This is a genomic window from Arthrobacter sp. Soil_C_49, from assembly GCF_057656635.1.
Map to the genome: position 1 here is coordinate 202,883 of NZ_JBDGJZ010000004.1, position 20,300 is coordinate 223,182.

At 65.5% G+C, this 20,300-nt stretch carries 16 protein-coding genes; 4 read left to right on the forward strand and 12 right to left on the reverse strand.

The window, feature by feature from the left end:
* The 5 genes from AC3A4Z_RS09105 to AC3A4Z_RS09125 all read right to left on the reverse strand — a co-directional run.
* Window positions 1-1,011: hypothetical protein (locus tag AC3A4Z_RS09105; protein ID WP_498711302.1), on the reverse strand; the 1,011-nt coding region annotated here is incomplete at its 3' end.
* 91 nt (window positions 1,012-1,102) lie between these two features.
* The gene (locus AC3A4Z_RS09110; protein WP_498711303.1) at window positions 1,103-2,041 is read right to left on the reverse strand and encodes a hypothetical protein; all 939 of its coding nucleotides are present in this window, start codon (window positions 2,039-2,041) and stop codon (window positions 1,103-1,105) included.
* Window positions 2,042-2,213: 172 nt separating this feature from the next.
* Window positions 2,214-3,284, reverse strand: coding sequence for a Gfo/Idh/MocA family protein (locus AC3A4Z_RS09115; protein ID WP_498711304.1), 1,071 nt, complete (start codon window positions 3,282-3,284; stop codon window positions 2,214-2,216).
* Between the two features lie 157 nt (window positions 3,285-3,441).
* Window positions 3,442-4,146 (reverse strand): ABC transporter ATP-binding protein, encoded by a 705-nt coding sequence (locus AC3A4Z_RS09120; protein WP_498711305.1) that lies wholly within the window; start codon window positions 4,144-4,146, stop codon window positions 3,442-3,444.
* Window positions 4,147-4,148: 2 nt separating this feature from the next.
* Window positions 4,149-5,603: an ABC transporter permease gene (locus tag AC3A4Z_RS09125; protein WP_498711306.1), complete on the reverse strand. Its 1,455-nt coding sequence runs from the start codon at window positions 5,601-5,603 to the stop codon at window positions 4,149-4,151.
* Between the two features lie 255 nt (window positions 5,604-5,858).
* Here AC3A4Z_RS09125 and AC3A4Z_RS09130 point away from each other — a divergent pair, with 255 nt between their 5' ends.
* Complete coding sequence (locus tag AC3A4Z_RS09130; RefSeq protein WP_498711307.1) at window positions 5,859-7,355, forward strand: pectate lyase family protein; 1,497 nt, start codon at window positions 5,859-5,861, stop codon at window positions 7,353-7,355.
* 74 nt (window positions 7,356-7,429) lie between these two features.
* On the opposite strand, the gene AC3A4Z_RS09135 is transcribed toward AC3A4Z_RS09130, so the two are convergent.
* The 4 genes from AC3A4Z_RS09135 to AC3A4Z_RS09150 form a co-directional block, all read right to left on the reverse strand.
* On the reverse strand, window positions 7,430-8,527 hold the full coding sequence (locus tag AC3A4Z_RS09135) for a substrate-binding domain-containing protein (protein ID WP_498711308.1): 1,098 nt from the start codon (window positions 8,525-8,527) through the stop codon (window positions 7,430-7,432).
* Between the two features lie 50 nt (window positions 8,528-8,577).
* Window positions 8,578-9,864 carry a multiple monosaccharide ABC transporter permease gene (mmsB, locus tag AC3A4Z_RS09140; RefSeq protein ID WP_498711309.1) on the reverse strand — a complete coding sequence of 429 codons (1,287 nt, stop codon included), beginning with the start codon at window positions 9,862-9,864 and terminating at the stop codon, window positions 8,578-8,580.
* 44 nt (window positions 9,865-9,908) lie between these two features.
* Complete coding sequence (mmsA, locus tag AC3A4Z_RS09145) at window positions 9,909-11,465, reverse strand: multiple monosaccharide ABC transporter ATP-binding protein (protein ID WP_493970310.1); 1,557 nt, start codon at window positions 11,463-11,465, stop codon at window positions 9,909-9,911.
* 132 nt (window positions 11,466-11,597) lie between these two features.
* Entirely contained in the window at window positions 11,598-12,788 is a 1,191-nt protein-coding gene (locus tag AC3A4Z_RS09150; RefSeq protein ID WP_493970311.1) for an ROK family protein, read from the reverse strand.
* Between the two features lie 205 nt (window positions 12,789-12,993).
* Here AC3A4Z_RS09150 and AC3A4Z_RS09155 point away from each other — a divergent pair, with 205 nt between their 5' ends.
* On the forward strand, window positions 12,994-13,788 hold the full coding sequence (locus AC3A4Z_RS09155) for a nitrilase-related carbon-nitrogen hydrolase (protein WP_498711310.1): 795 nt from the start codon (window positions 12,994-12,996) through the stop codon (window positions 13,786-13,788).
* Here AC3A4Z_RS09155 and AC3A4Z_RS09160 read toward each other — a convergent pair.
* Window positions 13,767-15,413: a PucR family transcriptional regulator gene (locus tag AC3A4Z_RS09160; protein ID WP_498711311.1), complete on the reverse strand. Its 1,647-nt coding sequence runs from the start codon at window positions 15,411-15,413 to the stop codon at window positions 13,767-13,769. The genes AC3A4Z_RS09155 and AC3A4Z_RS09160 overlap by 22 nt on opposite strands.
* Before the next feature lie 108 nt (window positions 15,414-15,521).
* On the opposite strand from AC3A4Z_RS09160, the gene AC3A4Z_RS09165 reads away from it, so the two are divergent.
* Both AC3A4Z_RS09165 and AC3A4Z_RS09170 read left to right on the forward strand, forming a co-directional pair.
* Window positions 15,522-17,060: an amino acid permease gene (locus AC3A4Z_RS09165; protein ID WP_498711312.1), complete on the forward strand. Its 1,539-nt coding sequence runs from the start codon at window positions 15,522-15,524 to the stop codon at window positions 17,058-17,060.
* Window positions 17,057-18,790, forward strand: a complete 1,734-nt coding sequence (locus AC3A4Z_RS09170; protein ID WP_498711313.1) for a flavin monoamine oxidase family protein — start codon at window positions 17,057-17,059, stop codon at window positions 18,788-18,790. The genes AC3A4Z_RS09165 and AC3A4Z_RS09170 overlap by 4 nt, the downstream gene beginning before the upstream one ends.
* A gap of 77 nt (window positions 18,791-18,867) precedes the next feature.
* Here AC3A4Z_RS09170 and AC3A4Z_RS09175 read toward each other — a convergent pair whose 3' ends face one another.
* Together AC3A4Z_RS09175 and purU are read right to left on the reverse strand one after the other, a co-directional pair.
* Complete coding sequence (locus tag AC3A4Z_RS09175) at window positions 18,868-19,386, reverse strand: gamma carbonic anhydrase family protein (protein WP_498711314.1); 519 nt, start codon at window positions 19,384-19,386, stop codon at window positions 18,868-18,870.
* Window positions 19,387-19,423: 37 nt separating this feature from the next.
* The gene (purU, locus tag AC3A4Z_RS09180; RefSeq protein ID WP_498711315.1) at window positions 19,424-20,284 is read right to left on the reverse strand and encodes a formyltetrahydrofolate deformylase; all 861 of its coding nucleotides are present in this window, start codon (window positions 20,282-20,284) and stop codon (window positions 19,424-19,426) included.
* Window positions 20,285-20,300: the final 16 nt, after the last annotated feature.

Consider the following 20,300-nt stretch of genomic DNA (forward strand, 5'->3'; position numbering starts at 1 on the left):
GACTGCGTCTACGATGGCGTCGAGGCCGCCGGTGGTGCCGTCAGTTCCGGTGCCGGTGTTGCCGAGGTCGAGGTCGACCACTGCGTCTACGACGGCGCCGAGTCCGCCGGAGGTGAGGCCGTCAGTTCCGGTGCCGGTGTTGCCGAGGTCGAGGTCGACCACTGCGTCTACGACGGCGCCGAGTCCGCCGGTGGTGCCGTCGGTTCCGGTTCCGGTGCCGGTGTTGCCGAGGTTGAGGTCGACTACTGCGTTCACGACGGTGTCGAGTCCGCCGGAGGTGAGGCCGTCGGTGACGGTTCCGGTGTTGCCGAGGTTGAGGTCGACGACTGCGTCCACAGCGGTGTTGAGGCCGTCCGATGTGCCGGTGCCTCCCAGGTCCACGGCTACGTCGGCTGCGGCGGTCAGGTCGGCCGCTGCTGCGTCGGTGACGGTGTTGCCGAGGTTGAGGTCGACGACTGCGTCCACAGCGGTGTCGAGGCCGTCCGATGTGCCGGTGCCTCCCAGGTCCACGGCTACGTCTGCTGCGGCGGTCAGGTCGGCCGCTGCTGCGTCGGTGACGGTGTTGCCGAGGCCGAGGTCAACGACAGCTGCCGCGGCGAGGTCGGGGCTGGTGGTTTCGCCGGTCCCGGTGGTGGTGCCGAGGTTTACGGCTACGTCTGCTGCGGCGGTCAGGTCGGCCGCTGCTGCGTCGGTGACGGTGTTGCCGAGGCCAAGGTCGACGACGGCTGCCGCGGCGAGGTCGGGGCTGGTGGTTTCGCCGGTCCCGGTGGCAGTGCCGAGGTTAACCGCGGCATCCACTACGGCGGCGACGGCCGTTGAATCGGACGGCGTTGGGTCACCCAGCAGGCCCAACGACGCCGAGTCAGCGGACGCCGCCGCCGAGATGAGGGCAGATGCGGACAGGTCCGATCCGCTGGTGGTGTCCGCGGCGTTTGCCGCGGTGCAGCCGAGGGCTAGAAGGCCGCCGGCGAAGAGGGTGCCAAGCAGCCCCCTGCGAAGGTTGGAACTCATGGTGATGTCTCCTGAGAAAAGTTGAGTTAAGGGCTGCTTGTCAGCAACCCGAATGTCCGCGTGCTGCCGCAAAGGGGCAGGCGGGTCTCAACTAGTCAGGAGAAGAACCGGGGTCGAATGACACCGGCGCAGGGGCGTGCTCGGGGGTTTCACCGGCGCAGACAGCACCGGGAAGGGGAAGGTCAAAGTCGAAGGGGCTCAGGAATGCAGCCGAACCAGGGGAGCCGGCAGGCGCAGCTCCGCTGCCTGTACCGGAGCCTGGGGCAGCAGGTGCCTGGGCAGGGGCGGGCGAAGGGTCCGCCGTGCCCGACTGTTCATCGCTGGAGCCGGGTGCGCCAATAGCCGCCGAATGAGGCGAAGAAGTTCCCGCGAGCGCAGCGGCACCATGAGGGGAAGTGGCGGTGTCCGGTGCGTCAATAATGGATGATTCAGCAGGTACCATGGTCTCGGCCGGGGCCTGTTCCACGGCCGTGGAAGCTTCCGCGGGGATAACCGCCGCAGCCGCAGGAGGAACTTCCTCGTCAACCGTCAGGGTAGGGAGCTCAACTGGCAGTGGTTCTGTGCCAGTCACCAGCTCCGAAACGGGTTCCAGGACGGGTTCGAGCACCGGAAGGGTCTCGGTTACAGGTGGAACAACCACTTCCACAACTGCTGCGGTTGTCCCATCCGCGAGTTGAACGATTGGAGCGGCGACCGACGTGACGGTACCGCTGGGAACCACCTGGTTCACCACCGGGACCACCGAAACGATGTTATCCGCGAGGCCCGAAACCTGGCCGACCACCGGCTGCAGCAGGCCAGCATGCGGAGCAGCAGCAGGAGAAGATGGGGCAGGAGTAGTGGGTGCCGGGCCAGCCACCTTGTCGGTGACTGAGGACACCGAGCTGGTAACGCCGCCAAGCAGCGACGTTGTGTCCGAGAGTACGTCGGCCGAGGCGCCTGGAGATGAGAAAGTCAACCAAGTAAGGGTTGCAGCCCCGGCGAGGAGCACGGGGCGCAGGGCACGCCATGGAGAAACAGCGTTAGCCATGCGTACCACCCCCAGTACTGTTGCATTCGACGATGCCTACAGCCTAAGACTGGATGTTGCGGGAAGTCTAGGGTCTCCTAAAACAATTCGACAAAAGCGGAAACTTTTGTAGCAAGCCCAAGACAAGGCGTCCTGTGTAAGTCATCTGATTGACTGCGAGGGATTGAGGCCTCTAGTGGCTGTCGTTCGGGTAGGTGACGCCCAACTGGGCCCGCACGCCGTCGAAAAGTCGCATGGTGTTCAAGGAGTCCTCCAGCGGCATGACGGGGCTTTCCGTAAGGCCCTGGTGGATGCACCGTGTTACCTCGCGGAGCTCGTAGGTGTACCCGCGGCCCACGATGTCAAAGGATTCGACGCGCCGCTCTTCCCACCCTGACCCGATAATCAGTTCACGCGGGTTGTTGATCGAGCCGATGCTCTGAAGGAAGCCTTGGCTGCCGGCGACGCTGGCCGTACGCGGACCGTGGGCGAGCAATGACGATGTCAGCTGTGCCTGGGCACCATGGTTGTATCCAAGCGTTATGGCATTCTGGGCGTCGACGCCGTCGTCATTAAGGTAGCCCGTGGCGCTGACCGTTTGCGGGAATCCAAGGGTGCCCAGCGCCCACAGCAACGGGTACACCGAAAGGTCCAGCAATGCGCCGCCGCCGTCCTGCCTGGCCCAAAGCCTTGCGGTGGGCGAATATGGTGCAGGAAAACCCAGGTCGGCAGTGACCCAGTGGACGTCGCCGATCTCGCCGGACGCGGCAATCTCGAAGGCCCTTTGCATGCCGGGGAGGAAGCGGCTCCACACTGCTTCCATCAGGAACAGTTTCCGGCTCCGGGCGACGTCGATCAGTTCGGCCGCTTCCCGGGCATTGATCGTAAAGGCCTTTTCGCACAAGACATGCTTGCCCGCGTTGAGGGCGGCGAGCACGATCTCATAGTGCTGCGCGTGGGGGGTCGCCACGTACACAACATCCACCGCGTCATCGGCGAGCAGCCGCTGGTAGCCGGGCACACCGCCGTCGGCCCCGTAAGCTTTCGCGAAGTCATAAGCAACCGCAAAGGCGTCCGCGGTGTCCTGGCCCCGGGAACTGACGGCATAGAGCTCCGCGTCACTCAGCAGGGCAAGGTCCTGCGAGACTGAACGCGCTATCCCGCCGGTTGCGATGATGCCCCAACGGAGGGGCTTTCCTGTTGCGGACCGGGGGTCAGGGTCGGATTGGCTGGACAGCCAGGGCTTGGCGATAGGCGCGCTCATGGAGCAATCCTGTCACAGGCCCGCTGGAGCGTTGGGGGATGGGCGGCCACTTGTGAGCCCGGGTTGGGGGATGGGCGGCCATAAGTGAGCGGGCGTTGTAAAGGAGGTGCCGGCCGGGGCGGACGGAGCTCCCGGCCGGCGGTTTCGGGGCCTGCCGTCAGGCTGTGGCAGCTACAACCGGACTCCGCACGGGTTCCTCGGCCAGCTTGCCCTGCTGCAGGCGGAAGCGTCGGTCTGTTTTATTGGCCAGGGCGCGGTCGTGCGTGACCACGAGGATGGTGGTGTTGTGGTCCCGGCTGAGCGAGCTGAGGAGTTCGATGATGTGGTCGCCGGTCTGCTCGTCGAGGTTACCCGTTGGTTCGTCGGCCAGGATGAGTTTGGGCTCGTTCGCCAGTGCCCGGGCAATGGCCACCCGCTGCTGCTCACCGCCGGAGAGCCGGTTGATCCGCCGGTCGTGCTTCTCCGGATCCAGCTGGACCTGCACCAGCAGATCCTTGGCGCGCTGCAGCCGGGCGGCTTTACGCATGCCCGCGAACTCCATCGGCAGCATCACGTTGTCCACTGCCGAAAGGTTGGGGATCAGGTTGAACTGCTGGAACACAAATCCGATGTCCCGCCGGCGGTACTCGGTGAGTTTCGCGTCAGGCATGCTCGCGAGGCTGACGCCGTTGACGACGACGTCCCCGCTGGTGGGTTTGTCCAGGGCGCCGAGGAGGGACAACAGGGTGCTTTTGCCGCTGCCGCTCTTACCGACGATGGAGGCGAGAGTGCCTTGTTCCAGTTCGAAGCTGACGTCGTTGACCGGTTTGATGGTGCGGTCGCCGGAGTTGAAAGTGCGGACCAGGTTCTTGACTTCAATCATGGCTATTCTCCTCGCAGGACTTCGATGGGACGGATGCGTGCAGTGAGCAGCGCCGGGACCAGCGCGCCGATGATGGCGACGCCGAAGACGGCGCCAACGCCCGCCGCGATCACACCGGGCGACGCGCTGGCCGTGACGGACGTGACAAGCTGGGCTGCCCCGCCGAAGGGTCCTCCCTGGCCCCCGGGGAACCCGCCGCCCGGCATCCCGGCGCCTCCGGCAGCCCCGGCCATGGCGGCCCCGCGGCCCGTGGTGGGAGCCGCCGTCGTGCTGGTGCTGTTGGTGCTGATCAGGGCCGACGCGATCCCGCCGCTGGCGAAGGATGCGATGGCCGCGCCCACGGCGCTTCCCAGCGCGGCGAGGACCAAGGCTTCCAGGACGAACTGCAGGCCGATAGTGCGGTTGGGGGCGCCGATGGCTTTCAGGACGCCGATTTCCCGGCGGCGTTCGCGGACCAGCATCACCATGATCAGCAGGATGATCAGGCCGGCCGTGCCGAGGGCTGCGATAAAGGCGATAAATGAAATGTTTTTGACGCTGCCCAGCGAGCTCAGTGCGGTCTCGAGGTTTTGCCCCTGGGTGACGTCGGCCTTGTCTGTGCCGAGTGCCGTTTCGAGGGCAGCCTTGGCGGATGCAACGTTCTCCAGCGAGTCCACTGTCACTATCAGGCTGGCGAGCTCACCCGGAAGTCCGGCGAGGGTCTGGGCCGTGGGAAGCGTGAGGTAAACGGCGTTGTTGCCGAACGTGGTGCCGGCGTCGAACAGGCCGGACACCGTGTAGGCATGGTCGTTGATGGTGAACGTGGACCCCACCGTGAGGCTGTTCTTCGCTGCAAGCGTGGTTCCGACCAGGGCGCTGGCGGACTCCGCGGTGTAGTCACCGAGCCCGGTGCCCTCCGTGATGCTCAGTGCCTTGCCGGTGGTGTCCACCTCCGCGCCGATGCCGGTCGCGGTGATCGGCAGCGAGCGGACGGGTTGGGTCGCAGTGCCCGTTGCGCCGTTGGCGGCCTGGTTGCGCCCGCCGAGCGTTCCGGCGTCGACGGCGGCGGTGAGGCTGGTGGTGAGGGTCGCCGAGGCCTGTCCGCCGGGACCGCCCTGCCCGCCGCCCGCGCCGGGTCCGGTTCCTGAGGCGGCCTGTGCGGCAGCTTCGGTGGCGTTGCGGAGGCGGAGGGACTGGGTTCCGACGACGGCACTGACGTTGGGGACGGCGGCTGCAGTTGCGGCCTGCTCTGCCGTGAGGGGCTCGCCGCCGCCTTCAAAGCCCTGCCCTCCAGCAGGGTTGACGGTCAGTACGGTGCCGACGGAGGCATTGAGCTCCTGGACTTTGGCTGCGACGGCCTGGTTGGCCACCAGCATGGCCAAAGCCAGGCCGATCGCAACCGCCAGCACGGCAACAACCGCTGCCGTGCGGACTTTGTTTCTGAAGGCATTGCCTACACTGCGCGCAAGGACGCTCACGTTACTCCTATGGTCCGGTGCCGGCCCAGGAGGCCGGCTTCGGGTCCACTCTCGTGCGGCATCCTGTGCGGGCAACCGGCCAAAGCTGTGTTTGACCTGTGAAGAACTCTTGACAGCCTTGTCACGGGCGCAGTAAGAATAGATGACCATCGTAAGAAACCGCTTTCTCAGGGTTTTCCCGATTGGTAATCCTTTCCATCCCGACCCGCATTCACCAAGGCATGTGGTCTGTTTGGCATGCCGGAAATAAGGCCAATGACGTCCAAGACAAGAACTCGAACCTTCGTTTCCCGCTTCGGCAGTCTCCGCCGAGGGGCCGGAGTAGCTGCCTCCGCTTCCGCTCTGGCCCTCGCAGCAGGGCTGGCCGTGGCGGCGCCTGGGGCAGCCACTCCTGCTCCCACCGGCGGAGGTGTTATCAAAGCTGATGACGCGGCACCCACCGGCTGGGCCGCCGTCGGAAGCGGTACCAACGGCGGGGCGGGGGCACCGGCCGAGAGCCGCTATGAGGTGAGTACCCTGGCCGGCCTAAAGGCTGCGCTGGCTAATCATGGGGAGCCGAAAGCGCCGAAGATCATCTATATCAATGGCACCATTGACGGCAATCAGGCCGCTGACGGACGCATCCTGGGGGAGCAGGATTACGCTCCCGGGTACGACATCAACAAGTACATGTCCTGCTTCGGCCCCGAAGGGAAAGTCTGGAGCGACCAGACGTTCGACTACTGCAAGCAGCAGCGCCAGTTGCGGCAGGCCGGCAGCAACAATATGAAGCGGCAGATCGAGGTGAGCCTGCCCAGCAACACCACCTTGATCGGACTGGGTGCTGATTCGGGATTTGTGGGCACGAACATCGTGATCCTCAGCGCAACCAACGTGGTGATGCGGAACCTCAGCGTGGAGGCCCCGGTGGACTTCTTCAGCACCTGGTCACCGGACGACGGGGAGGGCGCCTGGAATGCCCGCTTTGACGCAGTTTCCTCAGTAACCTCCGACCACCTCTGGATCGACCACGTCCGTCTTACCGACGGCCGGTTCCCGGACAGTGAGGCTCCGATGGGCTTCCGCGGGAAGCGGGCCAACCGGCATGACGGCCTGCTGGACCTCAAGGACGGTACGGATTTCGTGACTATCTCCAACAGCAGGCTCTCCAACCATGACAAGACCATGCTGCTGGGTTCGGGCGACGAACACGTGGACAAGGACGGCGGCAAACTTCGGGTCAGCTATATAGGGAACTACTTCGAGAACATCCAGCAGCGGGGACCGAGGGTACGGTTCGGCCAGGTCCATGTCCTGAACAACTACTTCGTGGGCAGTACCGACCACCCGCAGTACCCGATGGTCAGTGAAGCCCAGGGCGGCAGCAGCTACTTCCTCGGCGCCGGCTTCGAGTCCCGCATCTTCTCCGAGCGCAATGCTTTCGAATACACCGGCCCCGGCGCTGACGGGTCCGTGATGGTCAGCAGCTACAACGGCCACCGGTTCAGTGACACCGGGTCCTGGTTCAACGGAGCCGAGGCCGACCTGAACCAGGTCGCCCGCTCGTCGTTTGAACAGAACCGGGCGGAAGCGCTCGCGGAGGCCGAGCTCAGTGGGGAACCCGCCCCGGACTGGACCGGCTGGGACTTCACCACCGACGTCGGCTGGGACCCCGCCGATGCCTACAGCTACAAGGCATTCACCACGGCGCAGGCGGTGAAGAACCACGCGCTCCAGTTCACCGGTCCCGGCGTACTGACTGTCAAGCAATAGGAGCGCAACCGGCAGGCAAGGAAAAGCCCGGTCCCCGTGAGGTGGGGGACCGGGCTTTTCCTGCTCAGGTTGCTTTACTTGGTGATCGGGCCGAGTACCGGATCGTCGGTGTAAGCGGTCTTCACGTTCGCGGCGGTAACGATGACCGGCTCCAGCAGGTAGGCCGGAACGGTCTTGACGCCGTTGTTGTAGGACTTGTCGTCGTTGACCTCAGGCGTCTTGCCGGCCTGGAGGTCCTTGACCATGGTGATGGCGTGCTCAACAAGCTTGCGGGTGTCCTTGTTGATGGTGGAGTACTGCTCGCCGGCCATGATGGACTTGACGGACTCAACCTCGGAGTCCTGCCCGGTGACCACGGGGAGCGGCTTGCCGGCGGCCTTGACGGAGGTCAGGACTGCGCGGGCCAGGGTGTCGTTCGGCGAGAGGACGCCGTCCAGGGACTCGCTGGTGTAGCTGCCGGTGAGCAGGGTGTCGGCGCGGCGCTGGGCGTTTTCAGCCTTCCAGCCCTGGGTAACGGCCTGTTCGAAGCTGGTCTGGCCGGACAGTACCTTCAGCGTGCCGTCGTCGATCTTCGGCTTCAGGACGCTCATCGCGCCGTCGAAGAAGACCTTGGCGTTGGCGTCATCCGGGGATCCGGCGAACAGTTCGACGTTGTACGGGCCGCTGGGCTTCTTGGCCTTGAGGCCTTCCAGCAGGGCCTGGCCCTGGAGTTCGCCCACCTTGAAGTTGTCGTAGGCCACGTAGTAGTCCACGTTATCGGTGTTCAGCAACAGTCGGTCGTAGGCGATGATGGTGGCGCCGGAATCCTTTGCCTGCTTGAGCTGGGTGCCAAGCTGCGAGCCGTCGATGGCGCCGACGATGATGACCTTGGCACCCTTAGTGACCATGGCGCTGATCTGGTTCTGCTGCTCGGACACGCCGCCGTTGGCGAACTGTACGTCAGCTTTGAAGCCGGCGCCGTTGAGTCCGTCGTTGAACAGCTTCTCTGCCAGGACCCAGTTTTCACTGGTCTTCTGCGGAAGTGCGACGCCGATGGAAGAGCTCTGTTCGAATCCTCCTGCGCCTCCGCTCGCTCCGCCCGATGGGGTTTCCGAGCGGCCACAGCCCGTCAGCGCCAGTGCTGCGATAGCAGCTACCGCTGCGGCCTTCCCTGCTTTACCAATCATTCGCATTGTTGGTTCTCTTTCTTTTTAGTGGTGTAACGCTATTCAGGCCGCAAAGCTCAGGCTTCCCTGGCGATCGCTTCCTTGGTGGAGGTGGTCTCGTCCGGCTGGAGCGGGTTGCTGGGGCCGCCTGCGGAGGGGCGGTTGAAGTTCTGGGTCAGCAGGCCGATGATGGATCTCTTGCCCTGGCTCTTGTTGTAGACGTCGAAAGCGACGGCGATCAGCAGCACGAGGCCCTTGATGATCTGGGTCAGGTCGGCGCCGACCCCAAGGAGCTGCAGGCCGTTGTTCAGTACTGCCATCACCAGGCCACCGATGATGGATCCGACAACCGTGCCCACACCGCCGGTAACCGCTGCGCCGCCGATGAAGACTGCCGCGATGGCGTCCAGTTCCCAGCCCACGCCGTCGAACGGGCCCGAGGCGGTGGAACGGCCCACGAAAATCATGCCGGCCAGGCCGGCAAGAATGGACATGTTCATCATGACCAGGAAGTTGACCTTCTTGGACTGGACACCGGAGAGTTCGGCTGCGTGGCGGTTGCCGCCGACGGCGTAGACGTGGCGGCCCAGGATGGTCCGGGAGGCGACGAAGCCGTAGATCAGGACCAGGACGGCCAGGATCAGGCCGGGGATGGGGAAGGAAGTGCCCGGACGGCCGGTGGCGAAAAGGTAGGTTGCGTAAAGAATGGCGCCGCAGACCAGGACCAGCTTCAGCGCTGTAACCCACATTTCAGGTACCTCGGCGCCGAGGGCCTTGGCGCGGGCACGGGAGCGCAGCTCACCCCACACCACGAACGCGGCGGCCGCGATGCCCAGCAGCAGGGTGAGGTTGTTGAAGCCGGTGTTGGGGCCTACCTCCGGGAGGTAGCCGGATCCGAGGTACTGGAAGTCGTTGGGGACCGGGATGGTGTTGGACTTGCCCACGAACTGGTTGAAGCCGCGGAACAGCAGCATGCCGGCCAGGGTGACGATGAAGGCGGGTATTCCTACGTACGCTGTCCACCAGCCCTGCCATGCCCCGATCACCGCGCCGAGCACCAGGCCCAGGAGCACGCCGGCGTACCAGGGGATACCCCAGTCGCGGATGGCCAGTGCCACGGTGACCCCGACGAACGCGGCCACGGAACCGACCGAGAGGTCGATGTGGCCGGCGATGATCACCAGCACCATGCCGATGGCCAGGATCAGGATGTAGGAGTTGCCGTTGAAGAGGTTGATGACGTTGCCGGGGGTGAGGGTCCGGCCGCTGGTGGCGATCTGGAAGAAGACGATCAGGGCCACCAGGGCGAAGATCATGCCGAATTGGCGGGTGTTGCCGCCAAATAGCTTCTTGAGGGCGTTCATTGTTTCAGTCCTTGTGTCCGGAAGGTTCTGGGTGATCCAGAGGGTCAGGCGGCTTTGCGGGCGGAGGTCATCAGTTTCATCAGGCTTTCCTGGCTGGCCTCGTCTTTGTTCAGGACACCGGTGATGGCGCCTTCGAAGATCGTGTAGATGCGGTCTGACAGGCCCAGGAGCTCGGGGAGCTCCGAGGAAATGACGATCACTCCCTTGCCCTGGTTGGCCAGCTGCTGGATGATGCCGTAGATCTCGTACTTGGCGCCGACGTCAATGCCTCGGGTGGGTTCGTCCAGGATCAGCAGATCCGGATCGGTGAACATCCACTTGGCGAGGACCACCTTCTGCTGGTTGCCGCCGGAGAGCTTGGCCACGCCTTCCTCCACGGACGGGGTCTTGGTGCGCAGCGACTTGCGGTACTGCTCCGCCACCGTGAATTCCTGGTTCGGGTCCACCACCGAGTTGCGGCTGATCTTGCGCAGGTTGGCCGCCACGGTGGTGGTTTTGATGTCGTCCAGCAGGTTCAGGCCCAGCGACTTGCGGTCCTCGGTGACGTAACCCAGCCCGGCGTCGATGGCCTGCCGGACGTTCTTGAGGACCAGTTCCTTGCCGTCCTTGTAGATGTGGCCGCTGATGAACCGCCCGTAGGACCGGCCGAACACGGACCTGGCAAGCTCGGTGCGGCCGGCGCCCATCAGCCCGGCGAAGCCAACGATCTCGCCGCGGCGGACGAAGAAGCTGGAGTTTTTGCACACGAGGCGGTCCTGGATCTGAGGGTGGCCCACGGTCCAGTTCTTGACCTCGAACAGGACTTCGCCGATTTTGGGCGTGTGGTCCGGGAACCGGGATTCCAGGGTCCGGCCCACCATGCCCTTGATGATGCGGTCCTCGTCCACGCCGTCGGCCTTGACGTCCAGGGTCTCAATGGATTTGCCGTCGCGGATGATGGTGATGGAGTCGGCGATCTGCTCGATCTCGTTGAGCTTGTGCGAAATGATGATGGACGTGATGCCTTTGGCTTTCAGGCCGAGCATCAGGTCCAGCAGGTGCTGGGAATCGGATTCGTTCAGTGCGGCGGTGGGTTCGTCCAGGATCAGGATCTTCACGGACTTGTTCAGTGCCTTCGCAATCTCCACCAGCTGCTGCTTGCCGACGCCGATTTCCTTGACGGGGGTGTCCGGGTCGTCGCGCAGGCCCACCCGGGCCAGGAGATCCAAGGAACGCAGCCGGGCTTCGGCCCAGTCGATGATGCCGCGCTTGGTGGGTTCGTTGCCCAGGAAGATGTTCTCCATGATGGAGAGCTCCGGGATCAATGCGAGTTCCTGGTGGATGATCACAATGCCGGCGTGTTCGCTGGCCCGGATATCCCTGAACTGCTGGACCTGGCTCTGGTAAACAATATCGCCGTCGTAGCTTCCGTACGGGTAAACGCCCGAGAGAACCTTCATCAGGGTGGACTTGCCGGCGCCGTTCTCGCCGCAGATGGCGTGGATCTCGCCGGCCTTGACCCGCAGGCTTACGTTATCCAACGCTTTAACGCCCGGGAATTCCTTGGTAATGGACCGCATCTCGAGGATGATCGGGTCCGTCTGCGTGGTCTGGGACGTCATATTGCCCTAACCCTCCAATGCAATGACTTCTTTGTCCGGCCGGCAAAGCGCAGGGCCGTCTGATGAAAAAGTAAACTGGATCACTCCGGTTGTCGTCAAGTCTTTAACGCATATCCCGGATAACGAAACGGTCTAGGTTTTGCGGATGCCGGCGTGCTGGAACACCAGGGCGGCCGCTCCCAGGGCTTCGGCCCGGTCTCCCAGGGAGGACATGGTGATGGTGGTGGTCTCCCCGATGACGGGGACTGCATGCCGCACCAGCCCCCTCTTGATGGGGTCCAGGAGCAGGTGGCCGAGGCCGGCGAGGGGCCCGCCCACCACGATGACTTCGGGATTGATGAGGTTGGCAACGTTGCCCAGCGCGCGGCCGACGGCGAGCCCGGCGTCGTCGAGGACCCGGAGCGTTGCCGAGTCCCTGGCCAGCGCCTTCCGGACGATGTCCGCAGGGGTCATGGGCCGGTCTTCGCCGCGGCTCAGGAGCTCGATCATGGTGGTGGTGGAAGCGATGGTTTCAAGGCAACCGCGGTTCCCGCAGCGGCACACCAGCCCTTGCTCGTGGATGGTGGCATGGCCGATCTCGCCGGTGATACCCACGTTGCCGTAGTAGGGTGCGCCGTTGAGGATGAGGCCTGCACCGATGCCGGATCCAATCTTCAAGAACAGCAGGTTGCTGACCCCGGTGTGCTGGCCCCAGGTCACCTCCGACCAGGCTCCGAGATTCGCGTCGTTGTCAATAAACACGGGGATTTTGAGCCGGTCCTCGAGGTGCTGGAGGATATTGATTCCCACCCACTCGGGCAGGATGGCGCCTTGTGCCACGGTGCCGCTGCGCCGGTCAATCGGACCGGGGATTCCGACGCCTGCACCCACCACTGCGCTGCGCGCGATACCGCTTTCCTGCAGGAGTTTCTCGAGCAGGACCACTGCGGCCTGGATGCCCTCCTCGGCCTGGTGGCCGAGCGGCAGCGCAACCGATTCCTCGGCGATGACGTGGTAACTGAGCGACGCCAGGACGACGCGCAGGTGCCTGCGGCCGAAGTCGATTCCTACCGCCACCGCCCCATTGCTGTTGAGCCTGACATTGAGCGCCCGCCGGCCCGAGCTGGTGATGGGCTCGGTGGACGCCAGGCCCGAATCCAGCATGATTTTGACGATGTTGGAGACCGTTGCGGTGGACAGCCCGGTCTGCCGGGCCAGCTCCGCCTGCGTGGACGGGCCGCCCATCAGCGTCTCGATAATCCGTTGCTGGTTAAGTTGCCTCAGGGCCGACTGGGAGCCGGGATTCTTAGGCTTGCTCCTCGTTGAGCGCGAAGTTGCGGGCATGCTTAGAAGATTGCCCCATCCGCACTCTTGTAGTCAAGAAGTTAACGCAAGGTGGCTCGGCGGCAAGAACAAATGGAACGGGATGATCTGCCCGCTGCGATGGGCGGAGAGGTGCAAATGGCCCTCGGTGCAGGCTGCGCGGCATGGCTACTCTGATGTCAGGCCTTCCTTATGCTGGCCGTTCCGACGACGGAAGGTGGCCGCGGTGTTGCTGGCGCTCCTGCAGGCAAATGCTGTTGTGATGGATCCCGATGCCAATTGCGCCGCCATCGACGAAGCGGCCGGTACCGCAGCTGCGGCCGGGGCGGCAGTCCTGGTGACGCCGGAACTTTTTCCCACCGGCTATGCGCCCCGCCGGGTCCGGGCGGAACTGGACCCCGCCGGCCTGCCGGAGCTTCGCAGCAGGCTGGCAGGGATAGCCCGGCGCCACAGGATCGGCCTCGTGTACAGCGTTCCCCGGCTCACCCCGGAGGGGGAGTGGCACATCAGCGCAACCTTGCTCGATGCAAAGGGAGCCAGCCTGCTCACCTATGACAAGGTGCACCTCTTCGGCCCCGAGGAGCGGGCGGCCTTCAGCCCGGCGGCCCAGCCTCCCGGCGTCGTACGTTTCAACGGGATCCCCACCTCCATGGTGATCTGCTACGACGTCGAATTCCCTGAGGCGGTCCGGGCTGCTGCCGTGGCCGGCGCCGAACTCCTCCTGGTTCCCACCGCGCTGGCCCACGGGTTCGACGACGTTCCCCAGGTCCTGCTGCGGGCCCGGGCGCTGGAAAGCCAGCTGACAGTGGCCTACGCCAACCACTCCGGCGCCGAAGAGGGGTGCCGGTTCCTCGGCGGCAGCGTGATTGCCGGCCCGGATGGTGCGTTGTTGGCGGCAGCGGGGGAAGAGTCCCAGCTCATCTACGCCGAGGTGGACGAAGGGTCTGCTGCCCGGGCCCGCAATGAAGTGCCTTACCTCGCCGAACGCCGGCCGGACCTCTACCGGTCCTGGGACTCCTGACCGTTCAGGCCGGGCAGGACGTCCTCGTACTGCAGGGCAATCCACAGCTCGGCACGGGACTGGGCCTGGCCAAGGTCCATGTCCAGCAGTTCGGCGATGGCATTGATCTGGCGGCGCACGCTGTTCCGGTGCATGCCCAGCTCCTTCGCCGTGGCGTCCCAGCTTCCGTTTGCGGCGAGCCACTGCCGGAGGATACGGAGCTGGGCGTCACGCCGTTCGGGCTCCAGCTCCAGCACCGGCGCCAGGAGCCGGGCTGCCAGCATGCCGCCGGCCTCCCTGCCGAGCAGGCCGGTCACGGACCATGTCACCTCTTCCACCCGGGCGCTTGTGCCGGTAGCGGCCACCCGGGGCCGCAGTGATGACGCGCGCCGGTAGGCCGCTTCCAAGCCTGGCAGTTCGGCGGGATCACCCACTACCAGGCGCCACCCCAGCTGCTCCACCTCGGCCAGCAGCTGCTCATCCACCTTCAACCGGGTCACGGCAGTGAAGCCGTAGTCGGTCAGCTCCACCATCTTGCTGTCGAACAGGCGCCGCCACTGCAGCAGTTCCCGGACCGGCCCGTCGTCGGCAGCCGGAGCATCTGCCGCCCGGATCCCCTGCACCACACGGACCTGGCCCGAACGGGTTCCGGCCACGCTTTGCGCCAACAGGTCCTTGAGTCCGTTCAGCTGGCGGGTGTTGCCCCCGGCCAACGTCTCGGGATGGAGCAGCAGGGCGGTGGCGAGCTGGCTGGGGGCAAGGGACCCGCTGGTGCGTTGGCGGACCAGCAGTTCCAGGAGTCCGACGACCGACGAGACCACGCTGTTCTGGGCCGGGGTCAGCGGCTTTTCCGCGCCGAGTACCAGGCTGCCCAGGGTGGCGTCCTTGCTGCTCCGCAGGGGATGGCCGAACACCAGCGCCGAGCCGGGGGCATCGGACGTTTCTGTTTCCACGCGGGGTCCGCTGCCGGTGAGGAGCTTCTTGAGGAGGGGTTGAAGTTGGGAAGGTTCGACGGCGGCACCCGCCCGGGCGCGCACGCGCCCGTCCGCGCCAAACAGGACTGCCCACACCGGCACGCGCTGTGTCAGCGCCGCCAGCAGTTCATGCTCGGGCCGGGCCGAGAGGACCGCGCGCATCAGGTGGCGGTTGGTTTCCGCGAGCTGCCGGAAGACCTGTGCATTGCCAGACTCCAGCAGTTTGGAGAACTCCAGTCCCAGTGCAGCGAACGGGACGCTGGCAGGAACCTCCACCAAGGTGAGCCCCTGCTGCCGGCACGCGGCCAGCACGTAGTCTGGGACGGCGTCGTAATAGGGCTCCAGACCGAAGCCCAGTGCGGCAACTCCTGCCTGGACGAGCCGGCGGACATACTCCCCGGCCCGCGAGGCAGCGCCGCTTGGGTCGGCGGCTCCGTCGCCGTTCCCGCCGCCGCGGAACGGCAGGCCCGCGGTGAGTACGAACTCCCCGTCAAGCAGGTAGGGAGTGGGATCCTCCAACTCGCTCGGCTCCACCCAGCGCAGGGGCACGTGGCGGTTGCCGGCATCGTGCACCACTGCCACCGCTGCCGGCAACGCGTCCAGGAACTGTCCCAGGGTGACAGCGTCCAACTGATCCGGGCTGGCGTCCACCGTTGGTGCATTACGTCTCATGGATGATCACTATAGGTCACTTTGCACTGGCTGAGATGCGGCTCACAGCCCTACTGTGAATGAGGGGAAACCAGTTTCAGCAGCCAACGAAAAGAACGGACGTCAACGATGACTGTGCCTACACTCTCCGGCCGGCCACCGGCCGGGCCGGCCGCCCGTCCCGCTCTGGGCGCCCAGCTCCTGCGCCGCAAGCCCATCGGGCAGATGGTCAGCGAGGCGGAAAGCGCCAACGGCGGCCCCCGCCTGCTCCGCAGCTTCGGCGTCCTCCAGCTGACCATGATCTCCGTGGGCGCCACCCTGGGCACAGGCATCCTGGTGATCCTGGGTGAATCCGTACCCCTGGCAGGGCCGGCCATCTGGATTTCCTTCGCCATTGCGGGCCTGGCCGCACTCCTGTCCGCAGTGTCCTACGCGGAGATGGCCGGGCTGGTGCCCGTGGCCGGTTCCAGCTACTCCTACACCTACGCCACCATGGGCGAAGGAATGGCCTGGATCTGCGGCTGGTGCCTGGTGCTGGAGTACGCGGTGTCCGTGGCTGCAGTTGCCGTGGGCGCAGGACAGTATGTCAACGAGGCCCTCGCGGTGTTCGGTGCCGTCCTTCCCGACGCCGTGTCCCAGCCGCCGGGCGATGGCGGCGTGGTGAACATTCCCGCCATGGTCATCGTGGTGCTTGCCACCATCCTCCTGGTCCGCGGTGCGAAGGAAAGTGCCTGGATCAACACGGCCATCGTGGTGGTGAAGGTGGGCATCCTGCTGTTCTTCTGCGCCGTGGCCTTCACCGCCTTCAACGCCGGCAACTTCGAACCGCTGCTGCCCATGGGCGCCGCCGGCGTCTCGGCCGCCGCCTCCCGGGTGTTCTTCTCCTACATCGGCTTCGACGCCGCCTCCACGGCCGGTGAAGAAGCCCGGAACCCGAAACGTGACCTGCCGCGGGCCATCATGCTGTCCATGCTGATCGTCACCACCATTTATGTCCTGGTTGCCGTCGCCGCGATCGGTGCCCGGCCCTGGGGCTGGTTCGACGGCACAGAGGCCGCCCTGGTGAAGATCCTCGAGGAGATTACCGGCAAGCCGTGGATCGCCCTGGTCTTCGCGGTGGGAGCCGTGCTGGCCATCGCCAGCATCGTCCTCACGGTCCTCTACGGGCAGACCCGCATCCTGCTCTCCATGGCCCGCGACGGACTCATTCCCCAGATCTTTGGCCGCGTCTCCCGCCGCACCGGCACCCCCGTGGCCGGCACACTCCTGGTGGGAACCGCCGTCGCACTCACCGCCGGGCTGGTCCCGCTCGGCGCCCTCGCGGATGCCACCAGCATCGGCACACTGTTTGCCTTCGCCCTGGTGAACCTTGCCGTGATCTACCTCCGCCGCACCCGGCCCGAACTGGAGCGCACCTTCCGCGTGCCGTTCTTCCCGCTGACACCCATCCTGGGCGCCGCAATGTGCGCCTATCTGATGGCCAACCTCGGCGCTGACACCTGGGTGGTCTTCGCCCTCTGGATGCTGGTGGGCGTGGCGGCGTACTTTGGCTATGGGCGCCGCAACTCCAAGGTGGCGGCACTGAGCAACGACGAATACCGCGAGCTGTCCGGACCGAAACTTTCACCTGAGCAAACCCCCGAACCGACGAAGGCAGAACTTCCATGACCATCGCCACCGAACTGCCGGCCTCCGACCCGTCCAGCACCTCAGCCGCCCCCGCCGCGGCTCCGGGTGCCGGCGGGGCCGCGGCCGGTCCCATCACCATGCTGAACCCGGACTTCCCGTTCAGCTATGACCACTACCTGGCGCACCCGGACGGGCTGGGGTCTGTGCCGCCCGAACTGCTGGGCGCTGAGGTTGCCGTGATTGGGGCGGGTCTGTCAGGCCTGGTCACCGCGTATGAGCTGATGAAGCTGGGGCTGCGGCCGGTGGTGTATGAAGCGGACCGGATCGGCGGGCGCCTGCGCACTGCCTCGTTCCCTGCCGCGCCTGGCGTGGTGGCCGACCTTGGCGGCATGCGGTTCCCGGAATCCGGCAAGGCGTTCTACCACTATGTGGACCTGCTGGGCCTGGAGACCGAGGAGTTCCCGAACCCGTTGTCCCCGGCAACGTCCAGCACCGTGATCGAGTTGGCAGGCCAGAAGCATTATGCGGAAAAGCCCGGCGACCTGCCCCCGTTCTTCCGTGAAGTGGCGGACGCCTGGAAAGCGGCCGTCAATGACGGGGCCAAGTTCGCCGAGATGCAGCAGGCCATCCGGGCCAGGGATACCGGCCGGATCAAAGAACTGTGGAACGAACTGCTGCCGCTGATGGACGAGCAGACGTTCTACGGCTTCATCGCCGCCAGCGACTCCTTCAAGAAGGCAGGGTTCGCGCACCGGGAGGCGTTTGGCCAGGTGGGCTTCGGCACCGGCGGCTGGGACACCGATTTCCCCAACTCCATCCTGGAAATCCTGCGCGTGGTGTACACGGACGCTGACGACCAGCACCGGCTCATCAGCGGGGGAGCGCAGCGCTTGCCCGAGGCACTCTGGCATCACGCGCCATCGGGCATGGCCCACTGGCCGGAAGGGACGTCGCTGTCGTCGCTCCATTCCGGTTCGCCCCGCGGCGCCGTGGGCAGGATCAGCCGGGACCCGGACGGAAACCTGCGGATCCGTGAACGCTGGGGCCGCGAGGCCAGCTACCCGGCAGTGGTGACCACCTGCCAGTCCTGGCTCCTGTCCACCCGGATCCATACGGAGGAGGCCCTGTTCCCGGCGGAACTTTGGACGGCCATCGAGCGCTCGCACTACATGCAGTCCTCCAAGACGTTTGTGATGGTGGACCGGCCGTTCTGGAAGGACATCGACCCGGACACCGGCAACGAGGTCCTCTCGATGACCCTCACAGACCGGCTGAACCGCGCCACCTACTTGCTGGACAACGGCCCGGACCAGCCCGCCGTCATCCTGCTCTCCTACACGTGGAACGACGACGCACTGAAGTGGCTGGCACTGGACGCGGACGAGCGGGTGGAACTGATGCTGCATTCGCTTGAGCAGATTTACCCCGGGGTGGACATCGCCAGCCACATCGTGGGCCAGCCCATCACTGTCTCCTGGGAGGCCGACCCCAACTTCATGGGCGCGTTCAAAGCCAACCTGCCTGGGCACTACCGCTACCAGCAGCGGCTGTTCACCCACTTCAAGCAGGACAGGCTGCCCGAATCCCAGCGCGGGATCTTCCTGGCCGGGGACGACGTTTCCTTCACGGCCGGCTGGGCCGAGGGCGCCGTGACCACGGGCCTGAACGCAGTGTGGGGAGTGCTGAGCCACCTCGGCGGCGCCTCGGCTCCTTCCAACCCCGGACCCGGCGAACTGCTGGACGAGATCGGCCCCATCAGCCTCGACTAGGTCCGGTGGTTGAGCCTGTGGGCCCACGCCCGCAGGGTTCCCTGGCCGAGCCTGCGAGGTTAGGGAGCGGGTGGGGACTAGGCGTGAAGTTCCCGGTGCTTCGCCGCTAACTCCACGTAGCGCGCCGCGTTGGCCCGGACGCCGTCGTACTCTTCATCGGTGAGTTCGCGGCGCACCTTGCCGGGGACGCCCGCCACGAGCGAGCGGGGCGGAACCACCGTGCCTTCGAGCACTACGGCGCCGGCCGCCACAAGCGAGCCGGCGCCGATCACCGCGCCGTTAAGTACTGTCGCGCCCATGCCGATCAGGCAGTCGTCCTCCACAGTGCAGCCGTGGACGACGGCGGCGTGCCCCACGCTGACCCGTTCGCCCACCGTGCAGGGGAAGCCGGGGTCCGCGTGCAGCACCACGTTGTCCTGCAGGTTGCTGCCGGCGCCCACCGAGATGGCCGCAGTATCAGCGCGGACGGAGACGCCATAGAAGGCGCTGGAGTCCGCGGCAAGGGTGGCGTTGCCGATGATCGACGCCGTGGGGGCAACGAAAGCTGAATCATGGACGGCCGGAGTGTTCCCGGCGAAGGGGTAGAGAGGAGCCATGGCCCAAGCCTAGGACATCGGCCCCCGCCCCCAACGGCTAGTTAAAGACGACAGTCCGGTTCCCATCAAGCAGCACCCGGTGCTCCGCGTGCCACTGCACCGCCTGGACCAGCGTGCGGCCTTCCACGTCCCTGCCCATCTGAACGAACTGCTCCGGGGTGCGGGCATGGTCCACACGGATCACTTCCTGTTCGATGATGGGACCTTCGTCCAGGGCGGCCGTCACGTAGTGGGCCGTGGCCCCGATCAGCTTCACGCCGCGGGCGTGGGCCTGGTGGTACGGCTTCGCACCTTTAAAGGACGGCAGGAACGAGTGGTGGATGTTGATGGCCTTGCCGGTGAGGTCGGTGCAGAGCTCGTCGGAGAGGATCTGCATGTACCGGGCCAGGACGGTCAGTTCAATGTCGTGCTCGGCGATGATGGCCCGGAGCTTGTCCTCCGCCTGGACCTTGGTGTCCTTGGTGACCGGAATGTGGTGGAACGGGATGCCGTAGAACTCGGCCAGCCCGGCGAGGTCCTGGTGGTTGGACACTATGGCGGGGATTTCAACGGGAAGGGTACCGGAGCGCTGCTGGAACAGCAGGTCGTTGAGGCAGTGGGCGGAGGTGCTGGCCATTACCAGCGTGCGGACTTTCTGGCCCACCGCGTTGAGGCTCCACTGCATTCCGAACGCCCCGGCCACCGGCTCCAGGGCGGCCCGAAGCTCGGAGGCGGGGGCCGGCGTGGTGACCTCCACGCGCATAAAGAAGTTGCCTGTGGCGGGGCTGCCGTACTGCTGCGAATCCGTAATATTGCACCCCGCCACCAGCAGGGCTCCGGTGACCGCGTGGACGATTCCCGGGCGGTCCGGGCAGGACAGGGTTACTACGTACGCTTGGTTCAGCTGCTCTTCACTCACGCGTACAAGCCTACCC